The sequence below is a fragment of the Pseudomonas sp. FEN genome, assembly GCF_904067045.1.
Classification (GTDB): domain Bacteria; phylum Pseudomonadota; class Gammaproteobacteria; order Pseudomonadales; family Pseudomonadaceae; genus Aquipseudomonas.
This window is the reverse complement of sequence record NZ_CAJFDC010000036.1, coordinates 1,478,991-1,497,871: the sequence shown is the minus strand read 5'-3', so window position 1 is coordinate 1,497,871 and position 18,881 is coordinate 1,478,991. Positions and strand designations below refer to the sequence as shown.

15 protein-coding genes and 1 pseudogene are annotated in these 18,881 nt (G+C 59.7%); 2 read left to right on the top strand and 14 right to left on the bottom strand.

Annotation, left to right across the window (positions count from 1 at the left end; all coding sequences use genetic code 11):
- The first annotated feature begins 128 nt into the window (after nucleotides 1-128).
- A complete protein-coding gene (locus tag PFEN_RS30245) occupies nucleotides 129-608 on the top strand; it encodes a helix-turn-helix domain-containing protein (RefSeq protein WP_224771090.1) in 480 nt (159 codons plus the stop codon).
- Here PFEN_RS30245 and PFEN_RS30240 read toward each other — a convergent pair.
- The 3 genes from PFEN_RS30240 to PFEN_RS30230 all read right to left on the bottom strand — a co-directional run bounded on the left by PFEN_RS30240 (nucleotide 574) and on the right by PFEN_RS30230 (nucleotide 1,921).
- Nucleotides 574-1,038: a PIN domain-containing protein gene (locus tag PFEN_RS30240; protein ID WP_191490218.1), complete on the bottom strand. Its 465-nt coding sequence runs from the start codon at nucleotides 1,036-1,038 to the stop codon at nucleotides 574-576. The two genes, PFEN_RS30245 and PFEN_RS30240, sit on opposite strands and share 35 nt — an antisense overlap.
- Complete coding sequence (locus PFEN_RS30235; protein ID WP_191490217.1) at nucleotides 1,035-1,325, bottom strand: hypothetical protein; 291 nt, start codon at nucleotides 1,323-1,325, stop codon at nucleotides 1,035-1,037. Before PFEN_RS30235 ends, PFEN_RS30240 begins: the two co-directional genes overlap by 4 nt.
- Nucleotides 1,326-1,495: 170 nt before the next feature.
- Nucleotides 1,496-1,921 (bottom strand): hypothetical protein, encoded by a 426-nt coding sequence (locus tag PFEN_RS30230; protein WP_191490216.1) that lies wholly within the window; start codon nucleotides 1,919-1,921, stop codon nucleotides 1,496-1,498.
- A gap of 602 nt (nucleotides 1,922-2,523) precedes the next feature.
- Between PFEN_RS30230 and PFEN_RS30225 the strand changes: the two genes are divergently transcribed.
- Entirely contained in the window at nucleotides 2,524-2,985 is a 462-nt protein-coding gene (locus tag PFEN_RS30225) for a Panacea domain-containing protein (protein ID WP_191490215.1), read from the top strand.
- Nucleotides 2,986-3,124: 139 nt separating this feature from the next.
- On the opposite strand, the gene PFEN_RS30220 is transcribed toward PFEN_RS30225, so the two are convergent.
- The 11 genes and pseudogenes from PFEN_RS30220 to tssE form a co-directional block, all read right to left on the bottom strand.
- On the bottom strand, nucleotides 3,125-3,598 hold the full coding sequence (locus PFEN_RS30220) for an SMI1/KNR4 family protein (protein WP_191490214.1): 474 nt from the start codon (nucleotides 3,596-3,598) through the stop codon (nucleotides 3,125-3,127).
- 49 nt (nucleotides 3,599-3,647) lie between these two features.
- The gene (locus tag PFEN_RS30215) at nucleotides 3,648-4,517 is read right to left on the bottom strand and encodes a tetratricopeptide repeat protein (RefSeq protein ID WP_191490213.1); all 870 of its coding nucleotides are present in this window, start codon (nucleotides 4,515-4,517) and stop codon (nucleotides 3,648-3,650) included.
- A gap of 60 nt (nucleotides 4,518-4,577) precedes the next feature.
- Nucleotides 4,578-4,817, bottom strand: a pseudogene (locus PFEN_RS31730) (RHS domain-containing protein); the annotation flags it as partial.
- 83 nt (nucleotides 4,818-4,900) lie between these two features.
- Nucleotides 4,901-5,665: a pentapeptide repeat-containing protein gene (locus PFEN_RS30205; RefSeq protein WP_191490211.1), complete on the bottom strand. Its 765-nt coding sequence runs from the start codon at nucleotides 5,663-5,665 to the stop codon at nucleotides 4,901-4,903.
- Nucleotides 5,662-10,095 (bottom strand): RHS repeat-associated core domain-containing protein, encoded by a 4,434-nt coding sequence (locus tag PFEN_RS30200; RefSeq protein ID WP_191490210.1) that lies wholly within the window; start codon nucleotides 10,093-10,095, stop codon nucleotides 5,662-5,664. The genes PFEN_RS30205 and PFEN_RS30200 overlap by 4 nt, the downstream gene beginning before the upstream one ends.
- A gap of 12 nt (nucleotides 10,096-10,107) precedes the next feature.
- Entirely contained in the window at nucleotides 10,108-10,542 is a 435-nt protein-coding gene (locus PFEN_RS30195; RefSeq protein ID WP_191490209.1) for a DcrB-related protein, read from the bottom strand.
- A 15-nt stretch (nucleotides 10,543-10,557) separates the two neighbouring features.
- Nucleotides 10,558-12,489 carry a type VI secretion system tip protein TssI/VgrG gene (gene tssI, locus PFEN_RS30190; protein ID WP_191490208.1) on the bottom strand — a complete coding sequence of 644 codons (1,932 nt, stop codon included), beginning with the start codon at nucleotides 12,487-12,489 and terminating at the stop codon, nucleotides 10,558-10,560.
- A 199-nt stretch (nucleotides 12,490-12,688) separates the two neighbouring features.
- Complete coding sequence (gene tssH / locus PFEN_RS30185; protein WP_191490207.1) at nucleotides 12,689-15,370, bottom strand: type VI secretion system ATPase TssH; 2,682 nt, start codon at nucleotides 15,368-15,370, stop codon at nucleotides 12,689-12,691.
- Nucleotides 15,363-16,415: a type VI secretion system baseplate subunit TssG gene (gene tssG, locus PFEN_RS30180; RefSeq protein ID WP_191490206.1), complete on the bottom strand. Its 1,053-nt coding sequence runs from the start codon at nucleotides 16,413-16,415 to the stop codon at nucleotides 15,363-15,365. The genes tssH and tssG overlap by 8 nt, the downstream gene beginning before the upstream one ends.
- The gene (tssF, locus tag PFEN_RS30175; RefSeq protein WP_191490205.1) at nucleotides 16,379-18,238 is read right to left on the bottom strand and encodes a type VI secretion system baseplate subunit TssF; all 1,860 of its coding nucleotides are present in this window, start codon (nucleotides 18,236-18,238) and stop codon (nucleotides 16,379-16,381) included. Before tssF ends, tssG begins: the two co-directional genes overlap by 37 nt.
- Nucleotides 18,235-18,759, bottom strand: a complete 525-nt coding sequence (gene tssE / locus PFEN_RS30170; RefSeq protein WP_412071486.1) for a type VI secretion system baseplate subunit TssE — start codon at nucleotides 18,757-18,759, stop codon at nucleotides 18,235-18,237. The genes tssF and tssE overlap by 4 nt, the downstream gene beginning before the upstream one ends.
- Between the last annotated feature and the right edge of the window lie 122 nt (nucleotides 18,760-18,881).

Sequence of the window (18,881 nt, the reverse complement as noted above, 5' to 3'; positions counted from 1 at the left end):
CGGTGGGGATGGTGCTTTTGACGGGGGATGGTGAGCGACGACTGGCTCGCTAGTAGCACTCTGGGCCAGAGCGTTTCATTGTTTTTCCGATGGGGTCGGACGAGGTGTTGATCACTTAGGATAGCGGCTTGGATTTTGAAAAGTATCTGATGCTCATAAAGGACGTTTCCCCCATGTTTGAAAAGCTGAACGCTAAAGTAGCGACCTCGACTCGGCTATTATCCGCATGCCATGAAAAAATCAAGGATGAGAGCGATTTCAAAGATCGAATGGTGTTGATTGATGAACTTTACTCACATGCCGACAGTGAGGGTCATGAAGCTGCACGTTGTGCCGAGTTAGTGGTTGATCGTGTGTATGAGTATGAGGCTGAGACGGTTTTGATTCCTTACTCTTCGCAATCTCAAGCGTTGGCATTTTTGATGGAAGAACGAGGGGTCAAGCAAGCGGAACTCTCTGCTATTGCGAATCAAACTGTAGCGCCTGAAATTTTGAATGGCAAAAGAAAAATGACCGTTGCACAGATGAAAAAGTTTTCCGATTTTTTCAGAGTTCCTGTCGGATTTTTTATGCTTATGGGTGGGAAAGAAAAGTCCGATGATGAGTAAAGTTTTCTGACCGCAGGCCCCGTTCTAATGCGGCAATATGCAGGTCCAGATCAACTGTCAGTATCAGCCCTGAGTCTGCTGGGAGTTCGAGTATGCCTGCGTCAGTCAAGCCGAGCTTGAGAAAATGGGGGGATTTGGCTGTCGTGACTGACTCAGGTCGGTGCTCAGTCGCTGAGGCTATGAAAGTTGCCAGCAGGTGGCGAATATTATGCTTATGAGGTTCAGATGTGTACCACAGCAGGTTGCTGGCTTCGGTTAACACGCTTGTAGTGACAACGACCTCGTGGTCATCAATAAACAACATGAGGATTTCAAAATCCTCTGGGCTGTAGTCGCCAAGCCTTCTATGGTTTGGAATGTATTGTGGGTCGTAGAGCCCAACGATTAGCAAGACCAAAAGATTGGTGTCTATGATTATCTTTTGCTTCATTTTTTCTCTAGCATTCGATCTTTTATCCACAAGGCATCACCGCTTTCCTTGTCGATACAAACGACTTTATAGGCGCGCTGAGTCGCCATCAGTGCTGCAATACCCGCCCCCAAAGCTGCTCTGCCTTTGTTGAGGTTGGGGCGTTCAAATCCGACCGTAATCAAATAGTTTTCATTTGAATCACGGGCAACCTCTTCAAGTAGAACATTAGAGATGTCTTGAACTGAAAAAAGTTCGATGACGTTGTCAATCGCTATTTGGACGGCTTCTTTAATTTTGATACTCATTTCATCAGCTCCAATGCACTCAGCCAAAATGATGCATTACTAACCAGCATAAAGCTACTCGGAGCCGTGATCCCGGTAACGGTCTGAAAAAAAAGCAGCTTGATCGTTACCGGAGTTTTCAGGGGATGCGGATCAGGTTCTGATTACCCGAGCCTCCTCATGTCCAGGCGCTACAAGGGCGATGCAGGATGAGGCCCGGACGACCCTTCCAGCAACGCATCCACCACCGCCCGAGCCACTTCCACCGAATGCAGCATGCCCCAGAACAGCGCCCGTTCGACCGGATTGGTATGCAGGCTGATTTCGTCGCCATTGAGTTCAGCCGTTTCGAGCAGTCGCGACACGTAGGTCAGCGCATCCTGGGCATTGATGCCTGGTTGGATGGCAAACAGCGTGGGCTTGCAGGGATCTTCGGGGATGACGGGTTTGGAGGCGGTGAGCGCGAGGGTATCGAGCAGCCGAGGTGTACCTGAAAGTGCCGATTCGGCCTTGTCTAAAGGACCATTCGGAATTTTGCACAGGTACGTCTCTTTATCAGCGGTGCTAGGGGCCTTGCGAGTGGTCGGCGGATCGGGGGTGATCTTCTTACTAGTCATGGAGACTCTCCTATTCAAGATAAGGGATTCATCCACTCTCGCTGCGACACAAGGGTGGCGAACTGCACGCAGGTTCGCAGACCGGTGAATAGGAACCGGCAGGGCTAGGCCTCCTGCGCACAGCTCGCCATAACGCGAGTACAAAAATACCGCTTTCGCGGCGCTGTGCGCCTATTCACTAGCGGGCTGCGAAACCCGTATCGCTGAATTTGCAGCGATAACCAAACTCTAGCCCTCACTGCGGGCGCACACAATATTCTCCCACGTCTGAAGTGCGTAGGAAATACGAGATTTTTTGGCGGGATATTTCTTTTGTTGGTGGTTGGAGGCGTGAGCTGAGTGTCGGATTAATAAAACCGCACTGTAATTTCTGCTTATTTTATTCAAAAAATGAAGTGTTATACGATTCGCAGGGCGAGCCACCGCCTGTCCCGCGGAGGCGCTGTGGTCATTTGGCTTTATTGAGGAAATGGCACCATGGTACGTAGGATAAGTGTGCTGAGGATGTGGAGCAGAAAATAGAAAGACTTTGCATGAAGATCGATGGATTGACGGGTTATGTGGTGGGTGAGAATATGCAGCGGTGAATAGGATGAGTGATTATGGCGCTTCACAAAGCTCTGGGTATAGCAAATTGGTTTATAGCGAAGTGTGCTGAATCGGGCGATCTCATTACTCATTTAAAAGTTCAGAAGCTACTTTATTATGCGGAAGCCTGGACTCAGACGCTGATTGGTAAAGAGCTTTTCCCTGAGCAGATTCAGGCTTGGGCTCATGGACCGGTTGTTCCTGAGGTGTTTCAGGAGTTTAAGAAGTATGGGTGGAACCCACTGCCAGCTCCCGAAGATGAAAAAATTCCAGCCGTTTGCGCTGAGGCCGAAGACATATTGATTCAGGTTTTTGAGGCTTACGCTGACCTGCCTGCAAAAACACTTGAGAACATGACTCACAAAGATGCGCCATGGGTTAAAGCTCGAGGTAGTTTGAGTCCGGAGGAGCGCTGCGAGGTCATTATGCCAAAATCTGAAATTTGCGAATTTTTCAGAACGAAGTATGCGGCGTAAATTTATGGCTAGCAGGTTGCCAAAAATACAGTGAGTGATGGAGTAGAAATTGGGAAAAAGGCGTTTCTTGAGGAACGTAGAAATGAGCGGCGCCCTTTGGCAGGACATTGGCGTGCTGAATGTTAGTTGATGTAGTGGCCTATTCTTCGTCTAGATCTTCTTCGTGGATCAGCCCTTGAATGAAACGAGTAAAATTTGAGCAGACCTGCTTTTCAGCGCTGGCCTGATTTTCGTCGGGGTTAAGATCACTATCAAAGCTATCGGTCATGAAGTAGCTGATCGCTCCTGAGTCAAGATTCAGGCAAAAGAAGTTGCCACCCCAATCGTTCGCAAAAGGAAGCAGATGCGCGGGAATAACCTGCTTCTTCAGCATGGATTGATAAGTGGAGAGCAGGGTAGCGGGCGCATTGGCAAGAGGTTTGAAGGCGGCAACCTCCAAGGGCTCGTCAAAGGCTTCACTGAGCCAATAGGTCCGCTCCGGAACGCCGCCGTTGTACCTGAGATAGTGGGTTCGAAAGGAGGCAGGCAGCTTCTTCCCGACTACGGATTCCAGATTGTCGAGATCTGTCGCGCTAATGGCCATTTCATCGTTCGAGAATGTGTTTTCAAGCATCGTCAATCTCAGGTCAAGTGCGGAGGGCGCCTGAAGCAAGGCCTCAGCTTTATTTCCTGCTGTTCATCACCGGATCGGCGAGGTTTTCATCACCATCATTCATCCGCTGCAAGAGCTTCACTGCTCGGGAGAATCCTTGAGCTGCTGAGCGTTCCAGCCACTGCCTGGCTTGTTCAAGATCCTGCTCGACTATCCACCCATCAATGTACATTTTCGCCAAGTCGTATTGACCGTGGGCTTCACCGGATTCGGCTCGGGGAAAGTGAAATTTCACCGTTTGGGAGGCTGTATCAATCTCCCAGTAATCGCGTTTGTTTACCTGGAATAGCCGAACGGTTTGATCGTTTACCCACTCAACAGGACCTAGCAGCGACTCAAAAAGACCCAGCGAGATGCCGATGCGCGTGGCTGGAAAAAATGCTTCAGGCATGTTTTTGGAGCCCTGCACCAAGATGCCGATGTTGATGTATTGATCCGTGCGCCAGGCAGCCGTTGCGGTGAGCGTTTTGGATGGGTTTTTTTGTGAGCGCCCCGCAGTGCCTGCGAACCGATAGTCACGCTTGATGATTTCAGCATGGAGCTTATCTATCGGGTCTGTTTCCCAGCCTTTGAGCGCAGCCAGCGACAAAAGCGCTTCGTTAATGTCCTCGATCAGCGACTGGCGAATGGCGCTATCCGCAGCATCCTCAGGTAGGTTATCGAGGTGGGTGAATGGATGAGAGTAAGTGCAAACATCCATGAGCGTTTGCTCTGCTTCGACTGGCGCTTGCTGAAGAATTATCTTGGCAATACCGCCGGCAGGCAGCTTGCACTTGGTAGCAAGGAGATAAACATAGAGTACGGCAGCCTCTCGAATGCTGTGAGCTTGGAGGCGCTCCGTAGGGGAGGCGATTTCGAGTGTCAATAAATATTTGCTCATCAGAATTCTATCTCGTTGCGTTTGGCAATACGTTACCGACAGGATTAATCCAACCTTGACCCGGCAAATGCTGTAGTGCTCCCCAGTCTTCCGGTCCAGGTTCTGACCCTGGAACCGCAGGGTCTATTCCGCGATATAGTACGGTTCGCGTATCTCCTCAAGGGTATTGCCTCAGACTCGATAGCGGGCCTGTTACACCGTGGCACCGTCCGCTTCCGTCAGTTGCTCGGGCAGGCCGCTCAGGTCGTTGTGGTAGTAATGGACCTTCTGCGACTCACCGCTGCCATCGACACATGTCAGCGACGCAAGCAATATATAATTTTTTGTAGGCATTTTCGTATTTGGCACACGGAGTATTTTTTCGAATCTTGTGCGTTGAATGATTATTTCGGGTCTGTCAAAAGGGAGATAAGCAGCTTTGAATATTCCGGCCCCTCGATGGTCTCAAGATTTTTAGTGTTGAAAATAGCTCCCCGTTGAGTTGAAAAATTTTTCAGGCGCCGTTTTAATAGTGTATTGATTGAGCTGTCAGGCTGTGTCTCCATATAGGAAAGTGCTTTTTTTGCCCGTTCCGACAAATCTCTGAAGTAAATGTGTTGAGTGTCAGTCGGTGGAACGACTTCTTCAAGGTTACAGTTTTTAAAAGTTACATATTCTAGCTTGCATTCCCCAAAGTCGACCTTCAGCAGGGTGTTCGGTTGTTCTGAGATAAAATTTACTTCTTGTAGCTTTCCAACTAATTTGCAGTTTTGGATTTTTTTTGCATTGAATGTATTATCAATGATTTTGCAATTATTAAATGTGCAATTATTAAATGTGCAATCGTTGAAAGCTGTTTGACGGAAGTCACATTTTATGAAAGTACAGCCATTGAATACGCTGTCATTCAGCCCCGTGCTGCGAAAGTCGACGTTTTTGAAGTCGCACAGGTTCAACATGGTCATATTGAAGAAGCGAGAGTTGGAAAAATTACTGCTCTCGAATACGCAGTTTTCCAGAAGGCAGCCATCGAAAATTGGATAGGAAAGTTTGGAGTTTTTCAGTTTACATGCCTGAATTGACTCGCTTTTGAAAAGCGTCTTCTCAGAGAGAACCAAACCATCCTGTTCAAGACCCGATAATGTTTTAGACTCAATACGGTTACTCACCATGTCACTCCTTCATAACCATTTCCCCAGTCGCCATAGCGCCGCTGATGTGTGCCTCTGGCCCAGTCTGCCTTGGTTGTCAGATCCCACCAGGCTTTGCTTTTTGGATCATACACATCCGGTAGACGTTGACCTGATTTCGATACATTCAAGTGCGCAAGTGATGGATCAGCCAGCACTCTGCGTTTGAACTCGGCATCGATCCGCTGGCCGACATAGCGACGGTAGCGGGAGTGTGCCTGACCTAAGTCACCTCTATCGTAGGCTCGCTTTACCGCCGCCCTTTGTTTCATCGTCAATGAGCGCTGCGGGTTGCGGTACACGGCTTTTTTAGCTGCATTAGCATGAGCCTGAAGTTTTTTGGTTGTAGTACTGCATGGGGCCCATCCCCATGGATCCAGCCACCCAAACGGGTTCGGCGCATATTGGTAGAGGTTTAACCCTCCCGCCAATCCAATCGGATCCGGCGTCGTAAACCGCCCCACATCCGGATCATAAAACCGGAACGTGTTGTAGTGCAGCCCAGTCTCCCGGTCCAGGTACTGGCCCTGGAAGCGCAGGTTCTGTTCCTCGATGTAATAGGGTTCGCGTATCTCTTCAAGGGTGTTGCCCCAGACCCGATAGCGGGCCTGCCACACTGTGGCACCATCGGCTTCGGTCAGTTGCTCGGGCAGGCCGCTCAGGTCGTTATGGTAATAACGGACTTTCTGCAACGCACCACTGCCATCTACCCGAGCCAGCGGTTCATAGCCGTCATCGGCATACAGATACAGGCTGGTCTGGCTATTGCGATGCTCCTGCAACAAGCGCAGTCCATCCCAGGTAAAGCGCGTTTCGCCCAACCGATAGCCATGGTTGTCGTGCTCGGTCTTGCCGATACGTCGCCCCAACGGATCGTAGCTCATGCGCACAATCGTTTCCCGCGCACCGTCCTGGTTGCGCACCTCGATCAACCGGTGCTCGGCGTCATAGGCAAAGCGCTGCAGCCGATGACTGCCGCTGCGTTTCTCGACCATCCGCCCAAAGGCATCGTAGCGATAACGCTTGTCCTGATAGGTCAGCAGCTTGTTGTGCACCACCAGCCCGGCACTGGCTGACGGGCCGTCCAGCAGGTTGGCGGCGGCGTCGTAGGCGAAGGTTTCGCTTTGGCCCTGGACGCTGTCCTGGCTGGCGATAATCCGTCCCGTGGCGTCGTAATGCAGCAACTGACGTTGGTCGCGGCGTGGCTGGCGGTCGAGGCGGCCGATCAGGTTGTCGCTGGGGTCGTAGTCGAAATACTTTTGCGCGGGTGCCGGCAGTGCCGGCGGTTGGCTGGAGGGGCGGCGCAAACGCGAGCGCAGACGTCCAACACGGTCGTACTCACTGCGGGTGCTGAGCTGACCCTGGGTGCGCGATACCTCACGGTGCAGGCGGTCGCGCTCGAAGTCGCTGATGACCCGGCCATCCAGGTTGATCTGGTGCAGATGCCCGCTGCCGTAGTACAGCCGGTTGAGCCAACGCCCGTCCGGCAACTGCGTCTGGAGCAGATTGCCCAGCTCATCGTAGTGATGCCGCAGGCTGCCCGCCGCGCTCTGTTCTTCCAGCAACTGACCCAGGGCGTCATAGGCAAAGCCGAGCTTTTGTTCGTTACCGTCGTTGTCGGTAAAGGTGATGGTGGTGAGTTGGTCCAGCGCGTCGTAGGCGTACTCGGTACGCCCATCGTCGGTGACCTTGGCAATCAGCCGACCCGCCTTGTCGCGTTCCAACTGATGAACGATGGGCGCTACCGGTTGAGCCGGCACCAGCGCCAGCCCATTGCCAAACGGTGCTGGAACGTATTCCACGCGGATTGCGTTATCCAGCACGTCATAGCCATAACACCGGGCGCTGCCGTCGAGATCGCGTTGTTCGGTAAGGCGGTCGCCGGCATCCCAGGCAAAGCGATAGCTCTCGCCATTCTCGTTGGTCAGCGTCTGTAAACGCCCATAGGCGTCGTAGCCGAATTGCACCTGCCGGCCATGGGCATCGATGCGCTGGCGCACCTGGCCGCGCCGGTCGTACTGATAGCCGGTGCTGTGCCCGGCCGGGTCGACATAGCCGGTGAGTTGGCCGCTGCCGTCACGCAGGTACTGTTCGACGCGACCATCCGGTAACTGGCTCTGCAACAGGCGACCCTGGGCATCGTGCTGATAGGTCACGCGTTCGCCGAGGGCATCGGTGACCACCTGCAGATGACCGCGCCGGTCGTAGCTGAAGGTAGTCGGCGAGCCCGAGCAGTCGATATGACGAATCAACTGCCCGAGGTCGTTCCACTGCAAGGTTTTGCTTTTACCGGTGGCGTCGATGATCTCGACCACCTGGCCCTGGGCATCGAAACGGTATTGAGTGACCTGTCCCAGCGGATCGGTCTCGTGGGTGCAGTTGCCGCGCGGGTCATAGCGGTACTGCCAACTGCTGCCCGCCGCGTCGGTTTCCACCAATGGCAAAGACCAATGTTCCAGCCACAAGGTCGACTCACTGCGCCCCAGCGGGTCGACGCTGGCACTGAGGTTGCCCGCTTCGTCGTAGCTGAACTGGTGCCGCCCGCCCTGGGGATCGGTGGCACCAAGCAGTTGGCGCTCGTCGTTCCACTCGAATTTCCAGGTCTGACCGAGATTGTCGGTATATTCGGTAATCTGCTGCTGCCGGCTCCAACGGCGGTGACTCATGCGCTTCAATCCGTCGGTGATACGGGTGGTGCCGCTGCTCAGGTCGTAGTCGAATAGATACTCATCGCCATCATCGGTCCAGTGCCGTACTACCCGCCACTCAAGGTTCTCGATCAGCGCCCACTGATAGAAACAGCGCAGCCCGGTGGGCAGTTGGTGCTCGACCATCCGCCGCCCGTTATCGTAGGCGAAGCGTCGTTGCACCTGTCCCAGGCTGTCGCGAACTTCGGCCAGGTCGCCGCTGCGGTCGTAGGCGTAGCTGACCAGTACCTCACGCTGTTGATCGGGGTACAACCGCTCGATCTGGCTGACCCGCCGGGGCCACTGGGCGCTGTAGATCAGCTCCACCTGCAGCAGATCGAAGGTGTCGCGCAGCCGAACCAAGCGCCCCGACTCGTCGTAGTCGAGGTGGATCCGGTTGTCATTGCGGTCGCCTAACTGGCTCAGGCGCAAGGCCGAAGGATCGGCGAGGGTCGGCTCGAACAAGCGATATACGCCGTCATCGCTCTCGATCAACAGTTGTCCGTTGCCATTGCGCCGCACGGCCAGACCTTCCCCCGGACTGAACACCGCGCCGCCCAACGGGATCGAGCCCATATCGATACGCCGCGCCTGTTCATCGGTATAGATCAGCCGCTCGCCGCCTTCGGGATGCGCCTCGATGCGCACACCGATTTCATAGGGCAGGCTCCAACCCGTGCCGAGCAACGTGTCGCGACGCTCATCGCGACTGTTGTAGAAACGCTGCCAGTCGATGGGCAGGATGCCGGGCAGGACAAAATCCAGCTCGTCTTCACCGCCCAGCACCTTGGCACCCGTGGCGGCATGTACCGGGTTCGGCGAGCCGGCGATGGCGTTGGTCAGTGCGCCGATGGCCTGGCTGGTGACGAAGGAGTTGACCCCCGCCAGCAGCATGCACGGCAGGTTGCTGAGGAACTTGCCCTTGCTGCCCTTGAGCATCAGCAGCGCGGTGATCGCCAGACCAACGCCCGGAGTCTTGCCGCTGCGGATCTCGCGCACCACCACCGAACCGCCGCCAATGGTCACGTTGGGTGAGATCAGTCCGGCCGAAACCACGCTGGCATCACAGGTACTGCGGTCGCCACTGCGCACGGCGGGCTGACCGTTGATACTGACTTTTTCCGAGCCCTCGGCAAGAAACTGCGGTGGCATCGGCGGATGCTTCATGCAGGTCACCAGGTCCAGCGGCTTGGGCACCGCGCCGGGTGCCGGAGTCGCCACCGTGGGCCGCCACATCTGCGAGAAAAAGCCCTTGGCCATGTCGAGGAAGCCCGGCTCCTCGGCCTTGTCGCCCTCGGCGGGAGCGGCCTCTTCGCTCTCGGGCGTACCCGCCGGGGCGACATGGGACGGCACCGCACCGGCAGCGCGGGCAGCGGGAATCGAGTTGATCAGGGTATTGGTGGAGCCGCTGAGGATATTGGCCTGCACCGTGGGCGGAAAAAGGCTGTTGCCGATGTCCTCGCACATCTTGCTCAGGCCCTTGTCGGCACCGGTCTTGCTCATCGCCACGCCGACAATGACCCCGACCACCGCGCCCAGCACACAGGCGCCCAGCCCGCCGGTGGCGACCGTGATCCCGGTGGCGGCAACCACGGCGGCGGTGGCCAGGGCGGTAATCGCCACATTGGCCGCCACCTCCAGTACGCCGCCGAGGATATCGGCCATCATCGAGGTATGGGACAGTCCATCGCCCAGCCGGGCGGCCCACAGTGCGTCAGACATGCATGGCGCTCGTTACGATACCCGGTCGAATTGCAGGGACTGCTTGATGGTTGCCCAATGCGCGGCTTCGGCATCTCCCAGCTTGTCGGCCTTGACGTAGCTCAGGGCGAGCATCTTGCGGGTGCCCGGCAGCACCAGCGCGAGCTGGTACTGAAAGACCTTCTCCGCGCCCTTGCTGAACTGGCTGCGCAGTTCGATGCCGTCCACCGACTGATCGGCGCCCAGGCGCACGGCCTGGCCCGGCTGGTAGCGCAGTTCCTGGACCTGTTGCTCCAGGCGCTTGAGCTGGGCGTCGAAGTTGCTCTGCAGGGTCTCGCCCTCGGCCAGCTGGCTGCGGCTGACGATCAGCGAGGTGCCCAGCTCCGGGAACTTGAGGATATTGATCGAGGCGTCCAGCAGCTCGCTCTCGGGCAGGGTGAACTGGAATTCATTGAGGCGGTAGGTCATGGCTCGCGGGTCTCGTTATTTGGGCTTGGGGAACATTGCCTCGACGCTGGCGTCGATGCTGCCTTTGACGCCCTGGCCTTCGGGCGCTGCGCCGGGGCCGCCGCCGTTGTTCAGGTGCAGGGTGCCGCCGGTGTTGAATTCGGCATCGCCCGAGGCATGGAAGCTGATCTGCACGCCGCTGAGGTTGATCTGGCCGCTGGCATTCAACTCCAGCACGCTTTCACCGCAGACCAGGCGCAGGTTTTCGCCGACCTCGATGACGTAGCTCTGGCTGATGCTGTCGGTCTTCTTGCGGCCGACCACCAGGATGTCGTCATCCTTGACCGCGCGCAGGCGCACCGAACCGATGGTCACCGTCTCGTCGTGGCCGACGCTTTTGTTGCGGTCGTGGCCCACCGAATGGCTCTCGTCGACCTCGACCACGATGTCCTGGTTGCGCTCGGCATGGATGTACAGCTGCTCGGCGCCTTTCTTGTCTTCCATGCGGATTTCGTTGAAGTTGGCTGGCGTGCCGCCCTTGCTCGAGCGGCTTTTCATGCCGCTCTGGGTCGCATTCGCGGGCAGGTCGTAAGGCACCGTCTGTTCGGCGTTGTAGACCCGACCGGTGATGATCGGCCGGTCGGGGTCGCCCTCGAGGAAGCTGACGATGACCTCCTGGCCGATCCGCGGAATCTGCATCGAGCCCCAGTTCTTGCCGGCCCAGGCTTGTGACACGCGAATCCAGCAGGAGCTGTTTTCGTTGGACTGGTCGTGACGGTCCCAGTGGAAGTGCACCTTGACCCGCCCGAACTGGTCGGTCCAGATTTCCTCGCCGGCCGGGCCCACCACCACGGCGGTCTGCGGGCCCTTGACGGTGGGCCGCGCGGTGTTCGCCAGCGGGCGGAAGCTCTGTTGCGCGTCAATGCAACTCAGGCTGCTTTCGAACTGCGCGCCGGCTGCGGTGGCACCGGTTTCCAGGCTTTCCTGGGCGATATAGTAACGCGCGCCGACAATCAGGTATTCGCGGTTCTGGTCCTGGCGGCCGAAACCGGTGAGGCTGAACAGGTGCCCGGAGCCCAGGCCGCGGGCGTTACCGTTGAGCTCGACGCGTTCATGCTGGCTCTGGATGGCTTCGATGCGGGTGCGCGCGTAATGCTCGCCGTCCTGGCTCTGCACATAGGTGCCGGGGTAGTCGTACAGCGGATAGTCGCCGGCGGTGTGCGGCCGTGGCATGGCCGAGCGCACGTCGATCCGTGCGCTGGGACGCTGGAAGTCGTAGTCGTTGAGTTCCAGGGAGCCGGGCTGGACTTCCTGGGCCAGGTGCCAGCCGTTGAGGTGGTCGCGCTCGCGATGCTGGCCGTCCGGCGGGTAGTAGGGCAGCGACTCGTAGCCCGGGGCGCTGTGGTGAGCGCCGTAGGCATCGGCCAGGACCAGCACGTGGCGGTCCTTCTCGTGGCGGAAGTAGTAGTAGATGCCTTCCTGTTCCATCAGCCGGCTGACGAAGTCGAAGCTGCTTTCGCGGTACTGGACGCAGTATTCCCACTCGCGGTAGGGCTGACTGAGGGCGTCTTCGAAGTCGGAGAAACCGAGGTCGCGGAACACCTGCTTGATGATCTGCGGGATGCTCTGGTGCTGGAAGATCCGGCAGTCGGAGGTGCGGGTCAGCAGCCAGAGCCAGGGCCGCAGGGTCACCGAGTAGCTGGCGAACTGGCCCTGGCTGACGTTCTGGCTGCAGCGCGCGACGATGCCGTGGAAGTGGCGCAGGCCGCCCTGGACCTGCAACGACAGGCTCATGGGCTTGCCCAGCAACTGGTTGAGGTCCAGGGCGCCGTCGTTGGAGGTCAGGTGCAATTCGTAGTCGAACAGCCGCCCGAGCTCCTCGCCGCCGCCGAAATCCTTGAGCAACAGGACATCCGGCCCGAGAGGGCTGTTGATCTGGGCCAGGCGGGTGGCTTGGGTGAATAGCATGGCTTATCTCTGGATATTGTGGTGGCCGGGCGGGCCTCTGTGGCGAGCGGGCTTGCCCGCGCTGGGGTGCGAAGCACCCCTGAAACCAGCGAATTCGGTGTATCAGGTAGACCGAAGTGACCGGTTTTTCGACTGCTTCGCAGTCGAGAGCGGCGGTGCGGCGTTCCGACAAGCCCGCTCGCCACAATTCGCTATAGACTCAGGCGCCCGCGTCGCTGAACTGGTAATGCAATTCGTTATCCCGCTCACTGATCCGCACCCCCGCCAGCGCCTTGCCCTCGAGCATGCGGGTGAGGAATTCGCGGCTCATGTCCGGTAGCAGGCTGTTGGTCAGGATGGTGTCGATCATCCGGCCGCCGCTTTCGGTCTCGGTACAGCGCGAGACGATCAGGTCGACCACCGCGTCGTCGAAATCGAAGGCCACCTTGTGGGTGCTTTCCACGCGCTTCTTGATCCGCCCCAACTGCAAGCGGGTGATCGCCTTGAGCATGCTGTCGCTCAGCGGGTAGTACGGAATGGTCACCAGGCGCCCGAGCAACGCCGGCGGGAAAATCTCCAGCAGCGGCTGGCGCAGGGCCTTGGCGATCTCCTCCGGGTCGGGCACGTTGTCGGCGTCCTTGCACAGGTGCGAAATCAGTTCGGTGCCGGCGTTGGTGGTGAGCAGGATCAGGGTGTTCTTGAAGTCGATCACCCGGCCTTCGCCGTCCTCCATCACGCCCTTGTCGAAGACCTGGAAGAAGATCTCGTGCACGTCCGGGTGAGCCTTTTCTACCTCGTCCAGCAGCACCACGCTGTAGGGCTTGCGTCGTACCGCTTCGGTCAGCACGCCGCCTTCGCCGTAGCCGACGTAGCCGGGCGGGGCACCTTTGAGTGTCGAGACGGTATGGGCTTCCTGGAATTCGCTCATGTTGATGGTGATGACGTTCTGCTCACCGCCATACATGGCTTCGGCCAGGGCCAGGGCGGTTTCGGTCTTGCCCACGCCCGAGGTGCCGGCGAGCATGAACACGCCGATCGGCTTGCTCGGGTTGTCGAGGCCGGCGCGGGAGGTCTGGATGCGCTTGGCGATCATCCGCAGCGCATGGTCCTGGCCGATGATGCGTTTTTGCAGGTGCTGGTCGAGGTTGAGCACGGTTTCCAGTTCGTTGCGAGCCATGCGGCCCACCGGAATGCCGGTCCAGTCGGCGACCACCGAGGCCACCGCCTGGTAGTCCACGGTCGGCAGGATCAGCGGGCTTTCGCCTTGCAGGGCGCTGAGGCGCCGTTGCAGGTCGACCAGTTTTTCCCGCAGGACGTGGCTCTGTTCAGTGCCAGCCTCGCGGTCCACCACACCGGCGCTTTCGCGCAGTTCGGCGCGGGTGGCGAGCAGTTCGTCGACCAGGGCTTTCTCGTCGGCCCAGCGTACTTCCAGCTCGGCCAGGCGTTCGCGCTCGGCGTTCAGTAGGTTCTCGCTGTTGCTACGGCGCGCGGCGGTATCGACGCCGATGGCATGCTCGCGGGCAATGATCTGCAACTCGATTTCCAGCGCTTCGATACGCCGGCGGCTGTCGTCGACTTCGGCGGGCACCGCGTGCAGGCTGATGGCGACCCGGGCGCAGGCGGTATCCAGCAGGCTGACGGATTTGTCCGGCAACTGGCGCGCCGGGATATAGCGGTGCGACAGCTTCACCGAAGCCTCCAGCGCCTCGTCGAGGATCTGCACCTGGTGGTGTTTCTCCATGGTCGAGGCGACGCCGCGCATCATCAACAGGGCCTTGTCTTCCGACGGCTCGGCGACCTGCACCACCTGGAAGCGGCGGGTCAGGGCCGGGTCTTTTTCAATGTGCTTCTTGTACTCGGCCCAGGTGGTCGCGGCCACGGTGCGCAGGGTGCCACGGGCCAGGGCGGGTTTCAGCAGGTTGGCCGCGTCACCGGTACCGGCGGCGCCACCGGCACCGACCAGGGTGTGGGCTTCGTCGATAAACAGGATGATCGGCTTGGGCGAGGCCTGGACGTCTTCGATGACCTGGCGCAGGCGTTGTTCGAACTCGCCTTTCATGCTCGCACCGGCTTGCAGCAGGCCGACATCAAGGCTGCGCAGTTCCACATCCTTGAGGGCCGGCGGCACGTCGCCAGCGACGATGCGCAAGGCGAAGCCTTCGACCACGGCGGTCTTGCCGACGCCGGCTTCACCAGTGAGGATCGGGTTGTTCTGGCGCCGACGCATGAGGATATCGACCAACTGGCGGATCTCTTCGTCACGGCCGACGATGGGGTCGAGCTTGCCGCTGCGGGCCTGTTCGGTCAGGTCGACGGTGAAACGCTTGAGCGCTTCCTGCTTGCCCATGGCGCTGGGGGCCATGGCGCCGCTGGCTTCGCCCGGTACCGCGGCGGCGGTGAAGCCGTCGCTGGCGCCCAGGTGGTTTTCCGGCGAATCACCGACGTACTCGTCGAAACGCTCGCTCAAGGCCTCGACCTTGATCTTGTCGAACTCCGCCGACAGCGCCAGCAGGGCATGGCGCAGGCTCGGGGTCTTGAGGATGCCGAGTATCAGGTAGCCGGTGCGTACCTGGCTTTCACCGAACATCAGGCTGCCGTAGACCCAGCCGCGTTCCACGGCTTCTTCGACGTGGGACGACAGGTCGGTGATCGAGGTCGAGCCGCGCGGCAGGCGGTCCAGTGCGTCGGTCAGGTCGCGGGCCAGGCGCGCCGGCTCGAGATTGAACTGGCGGATCAGGCGGTGCAGGTCCGAGTCCTGCAATTGCAGCAACTGATGCAGCCAGTGGCTCAGTTCCACATAGGGGTTGCCCCGCAGCTTGCAGAACACCGTGGCGGCTTCGATGGCCTTGTAGGCGACGCTGTTGAGTTTGCCGAATAACGCGGCGCGGCTGATTTCACCCATGGTCCGGGCTCCTTGAATGGTGGGCCGAGGTGGCCTGATCGGCGTAGTGCCGGGCCAGGATCAGGTCTTCGGCATCTTCTTGGGGTTGGCCGAGCCAGGTATTGAAACCCAGGCGGAACTGGCCGTTGAGTTGCAGCTTGGGCACTTGTGGCCGTTCCAGGACCAGGTTCAGGTCCCAGTCCAGTTCGTGCCCCAGGTATTCGGCGACCCAGGCCACCAGGTGGCGGAAGGGTTCACCGTCGGGCAGCAGGCCCATGTAGTCGACCAGCTTGAGCGGGCCGATGCGGATGCGGAATTTGTGCTGGCGGTCCCAGACATGCCGGCCCAGGCAGAAGTCGACGCCCAACTGGTTGGCGCTGACGCCGAGGCGACTGCGCTCCGGCAGGTGCAGCCATTGGCCGACGTATTCCTCGATCCGTACCGGCAGCCCGAAATACTCTTCGAGGATGGCGCGCAGGCCGTCCGGGTAGCGGGTCTGGGCGGCGAGGTGGCCGCTGAAATGCAACTTGGCGGTGTCCGGGATCAGGCCCTGGTTGAGCAGGCTGGGCATGCCCCGGCCACTCAGGGCGGCCAGGCGCGCGGACCAGTAGTCATCGTCCGGGCGGTCGTGGCTGACGGTCGGCCGTGCTTCGGCCCAGGCCCGGTAGAACAGGCTCAACAGGCGATGGTGGAAGATATCGAGGAAGCGTTTGCTGGTGCTGTCGGCATTGTTGCGCTGGCGTTCGCGCATGTACTCGGTCAGGTGCAGCGGCAACGGGCCGTTGGGCCCGCCGAGGCCGAAGAAGAACTGCTCGAGCCGGGCCGGCGTGGTGTCGCCGGCCGGGGTCATGGACGCCAGGGTGGCCGGGGCGAAGGCGCAGTCGAGCTGCTGGCCGAGGCGCAACGGGTCGTCGGCCAGGCGCTGGGAATGGCCGAAGCGCGGCAGGTGCGGCGATTCGCACTCGATACGCCGCAATGCCTGGAAGAAATCGTATTCCCAGGGTTCGGCCTGCATCGCCGTGAGCGTGCTCACAGGGTCGGACGGCGTCCGGGCTTGGCTTTCCATCGCATGATCTCGCCGCGTTCGGTGGTACGGATCACCGTCTCGGTAAAACTGTTGATCGACACGTAGCGTGCCAGGAAGCGTTCGAACACCGCGCCGAGGAGGAACACCCCGGTGCCGCGAAACGCGTTTTCATCGAATTCCAGGGTGATCTCCAGGCCGCGTCCAAAGACGATCGGCCCGGGCATCGGCAGGCGCCGGGTGCAGGGTTTGCTGCTGACCTCGCGCAGGCCCTCGATCTGCAGTTGCAGGGCGGCGTCGTTGCTCTCGCCGTACAGGCGCAGCAGTTCGCGCAAGGCGGCGGCGCCCTGGCCGGCTTCGCTCAGCGACAGGTAGTTCAGAGACAACTGGCTGATCAGGCGCCAGGCCTGGTTGTCGTGGGCATGGCTGGCCCGTGGCCGGCTGGGCCCGGCCAGGCAACGGATCGCCGAGACCGGGGCGCTGTCGGCCAGGGTGAAGTCGCTTTTGCCGCTGCCGACATTCATGAACAGCGGCAGGTCGCGGTTGGTACACAGGGCGCTGACGCCCAGCTGGCGCAAATCGTGACGGTAGGGCGCCTGGCGGCTGTCCACCAGGCTGATGAAGGTTTCGCTGCCGATGTAGGTCGAGCGGGTGCCTTTGCGCCGTTGTTCGCTGGACAGCACCCGCGGTTCGCGGCGCAGGGTGTAGTAGGCCTGGTCGCGGCCGTAGCGGGACGGATCGCGCACCGCATAGAACGGCAGGAACGGCTGGTCGGGGCCGGTGCCGTGGCCGGTGACGCCGGTCAATGAGTGGATTTCGACGTCCATGGGCCGGGTGCGATCGGCGATCACGTGGTGTTCGTTGACCCGTTCGGACAGGTGGATACGGTCCACCCGGCGCGGGAACAGGTTGATCGCCGGGGTGCAGAAGGGCACGAACTGCGCGGCGCCGACGCTGCTTTCCAGGCTCGGGTCGAAGCGCTCGAACAGCACGATCAGTTCCAGCTCCTGGCCGGCGCAGCGCTTGACCGCGCGGCCCAGCTCGGCGAATTCGACGAACAGGTAGCGCTGGGGCAGGGCGAAGTATTCCTGCAGTAACCGATAGCCCTGGAAGGCTTGTGGCACCACCGGCATCGCCGCTTCGCGGTCGTCGAAGCCGCAGGCGCGCAAGGCATCAACGGGCAGGCGTTCGACCCAATCGCCAGCGGGGGCCCGGGCGAACACCGCGCAGGCATTGCCCAGCAATTGCTCATACAGGCGAAACGGCTGTTCGTCGGCACCGTTGAGGTACAGCGGCAGGCTGTCCAGGTCGAGCTGGTTGAACGGCAATTCGGCACCGCTGCGCAAGGTCAGGCGCAGGCCGGCCTTGGCTTTTGGCTCGCTGGCGGCCAGGCGTCCGAGCACTGCCGATGGGTTGCCGAAGTATTCGGCCTGGCTGACTTGCAACGGCCATAGTGTCACCGCGTGGGCAGTGCGGTATTCGCAGGAAGTCTGGGTGTCCTTGCCCAGGGTGGCGCGCAACACGCTGTCGCGGGGCAGGGTGAAACCGCCGGCCAGGGAGCCTTCGTTCGGGTCGGTCTGCAGTTGCACCACGGTCATCGATGGCGTCGGCGCCAGGTAATGCGGGTAGGCGATTTCCAGCAGGTTGTGGGTGAAGGTCGGGTACTCGGCGTTGAGCTTGAGCTGGACCCTGGCGGTGAGGTAGGCGAACCCTTCCAGCAGGCGCTCGACGTAAGGGTCGGCGCAGTCGAGCCCGGACAGCGTCAGGCGCCCGGCGATCTTCGGGTACTCCTTGGCGAACTCGGCGGCGCTTTCGCGCACGTGTTGCAGTTCCTGGTTGTACAGGTCGAGCAGGCGCGGGTTCATGAACGTCTCCGTTGCTCGGCGGGAACCACGCGCACATGGCCGGATTCCAGGTCGAGGTCGGTGCGCAGCAGCAGCGGCAGCGACGCCGGCAGCGCCCAGAGGTCGCCTTCGATTTCGAAGCTCAGGGCGTTGTGGTTCATCTCGCCATAGGCGACCTGGGCCCGGACCCGCAGCGTATGGCTGAGGATGCGCGGTTCGAAAGTGGCGATGGCGGTGTGGATTAGGCGTTCGAGGGCGGCCACGTCGATACTCGACGCACTGTTGCCCGCCAGTGCTGGCAGGCCGTAGTTGATGACCGAGGTGCCGGCCGGGGTGTGCAACGTGGCATCGGCGTCGAGCAGGCTGGTGCTGTTGAGCAGCCAGGTCAGGTCACGCAGCACCGAGGCCTTGAGCTGGCTCAGGGACAGGACGCGCTTGTCGCTGCCTTCCTGGAGATTGCCGGGTTCATCGTCGGTCAAACGGTCGAGCAACGACGGTTGCAGGCGTTCGCGCAGGGTGAGATCGCTCGGCACGTTGCTCATCGCGCGACGTCACAGGGGCTGGACACTGCGCAACGGCGGCGCCACTGAACGGGAAACGAAGGCTTGGCCATGCTCGGACACCGGGAATGAATCGAATTCGGGGTAATGCCGGACGCCCCCCC

What these genes read in the sequence shown, in the direction of transcription:
- tssF (WP_191490205.1), bottom strand. Translation starts at nt 18,238, where the DNA reads ATGAACCCGCGCCTGCTCGACCTGTACAACCAGGAACTGCAACACGTG.
- tssH (WP_191490207.1), bottom strand. Translation starts at nt 15,370, where the DNA reads ATGGGTGAAATCAGCCGCGCCGCGTTATTCGGCAAACTCAACAGCGTC.
- PFEN_RS30195 (WP_191490209.1), bottom strand. Translation starts at nt 10,542, where the DNA reads ATGACCTACCGCCTCAATGAATTCCAGTTCACCCTGCCCGAGAGCGAG.
- tssG (WP_191490206.1), bottom strand. Translation starts at nt 16,415, where the DNA reads ATGGAAAGCCAAGCCCGGACGCCGTCCGACCCTGTGAGCACGCTCACG.
- PFEN_RS30230 (WP_191490216.1), bottom strand. Translation starts at nt 1,921, where the DNA reads ATGACTAGTAAGAAGATCACCCCCGATCCGCCGACCACTCGCAAGGCC.
- tssI (WP_191490208.1), bottom strand. Translation starts at nt 12,489, where the DNA reads ATGCTATTCACCCAAGCCACCCGCCTGGCCCAGATCAACAGCCCTCTC.
- PFEN_RS30240 (WP_191490218.1), bottom strand. Translation starts at nt 1,038, where the DNA reads ATGAAGCAAAAGATAATCATAGACACCAATCTTTTGGTCTTGCTAATC.
- PFEN_RS30215 (WP_191490213.1), bottom strand. Translation starts at nt 4,517, where the DNA reads ATGAGCAAATATTTATTGACACTCGAAATCGCCTCCCCTACGGAGCGC.
- PFEN_RS30200 (WP_191490210.1), bottom strand. Translation starts at nt 10,095, where the DNA reads ATGTCTGACGCACTGTGGGCCGCCCGGCTGGGCGATGGACTGTCCCAT.
- PFEN_RS30225 (WP_191490215.1), top strand. Translation starts at nt 2,524, where the DNA reads ATGGCGCTTCACAAAGCTCTGGGTATAGCAAATTGGTTTATAGCGAAG.
- tssE (WP_412071486.1), bottom strand. Translation starts at nt 18,759, where the DNA reads ATGAGCAACGTGCCGAGCGATCTCACCCTGCGCGAACGCCTGCAACCG.
- PFEN_RS30220 (WP_191490214.1), bottom strand. Translation starts at nt 3,598, where the DNA reads ATGCTTGAAAACACATTCTCGAACGATGAAATGGCCATTAGCGCGACA.
- PFEN_RS30235 (WP_191490217.1), bottom strand. Translation starts at nt 1,325, where the DNA reads ATGAGTATCAAAATTAAAGAAGCCGTCCAAATAGCGATTGACAACGTC.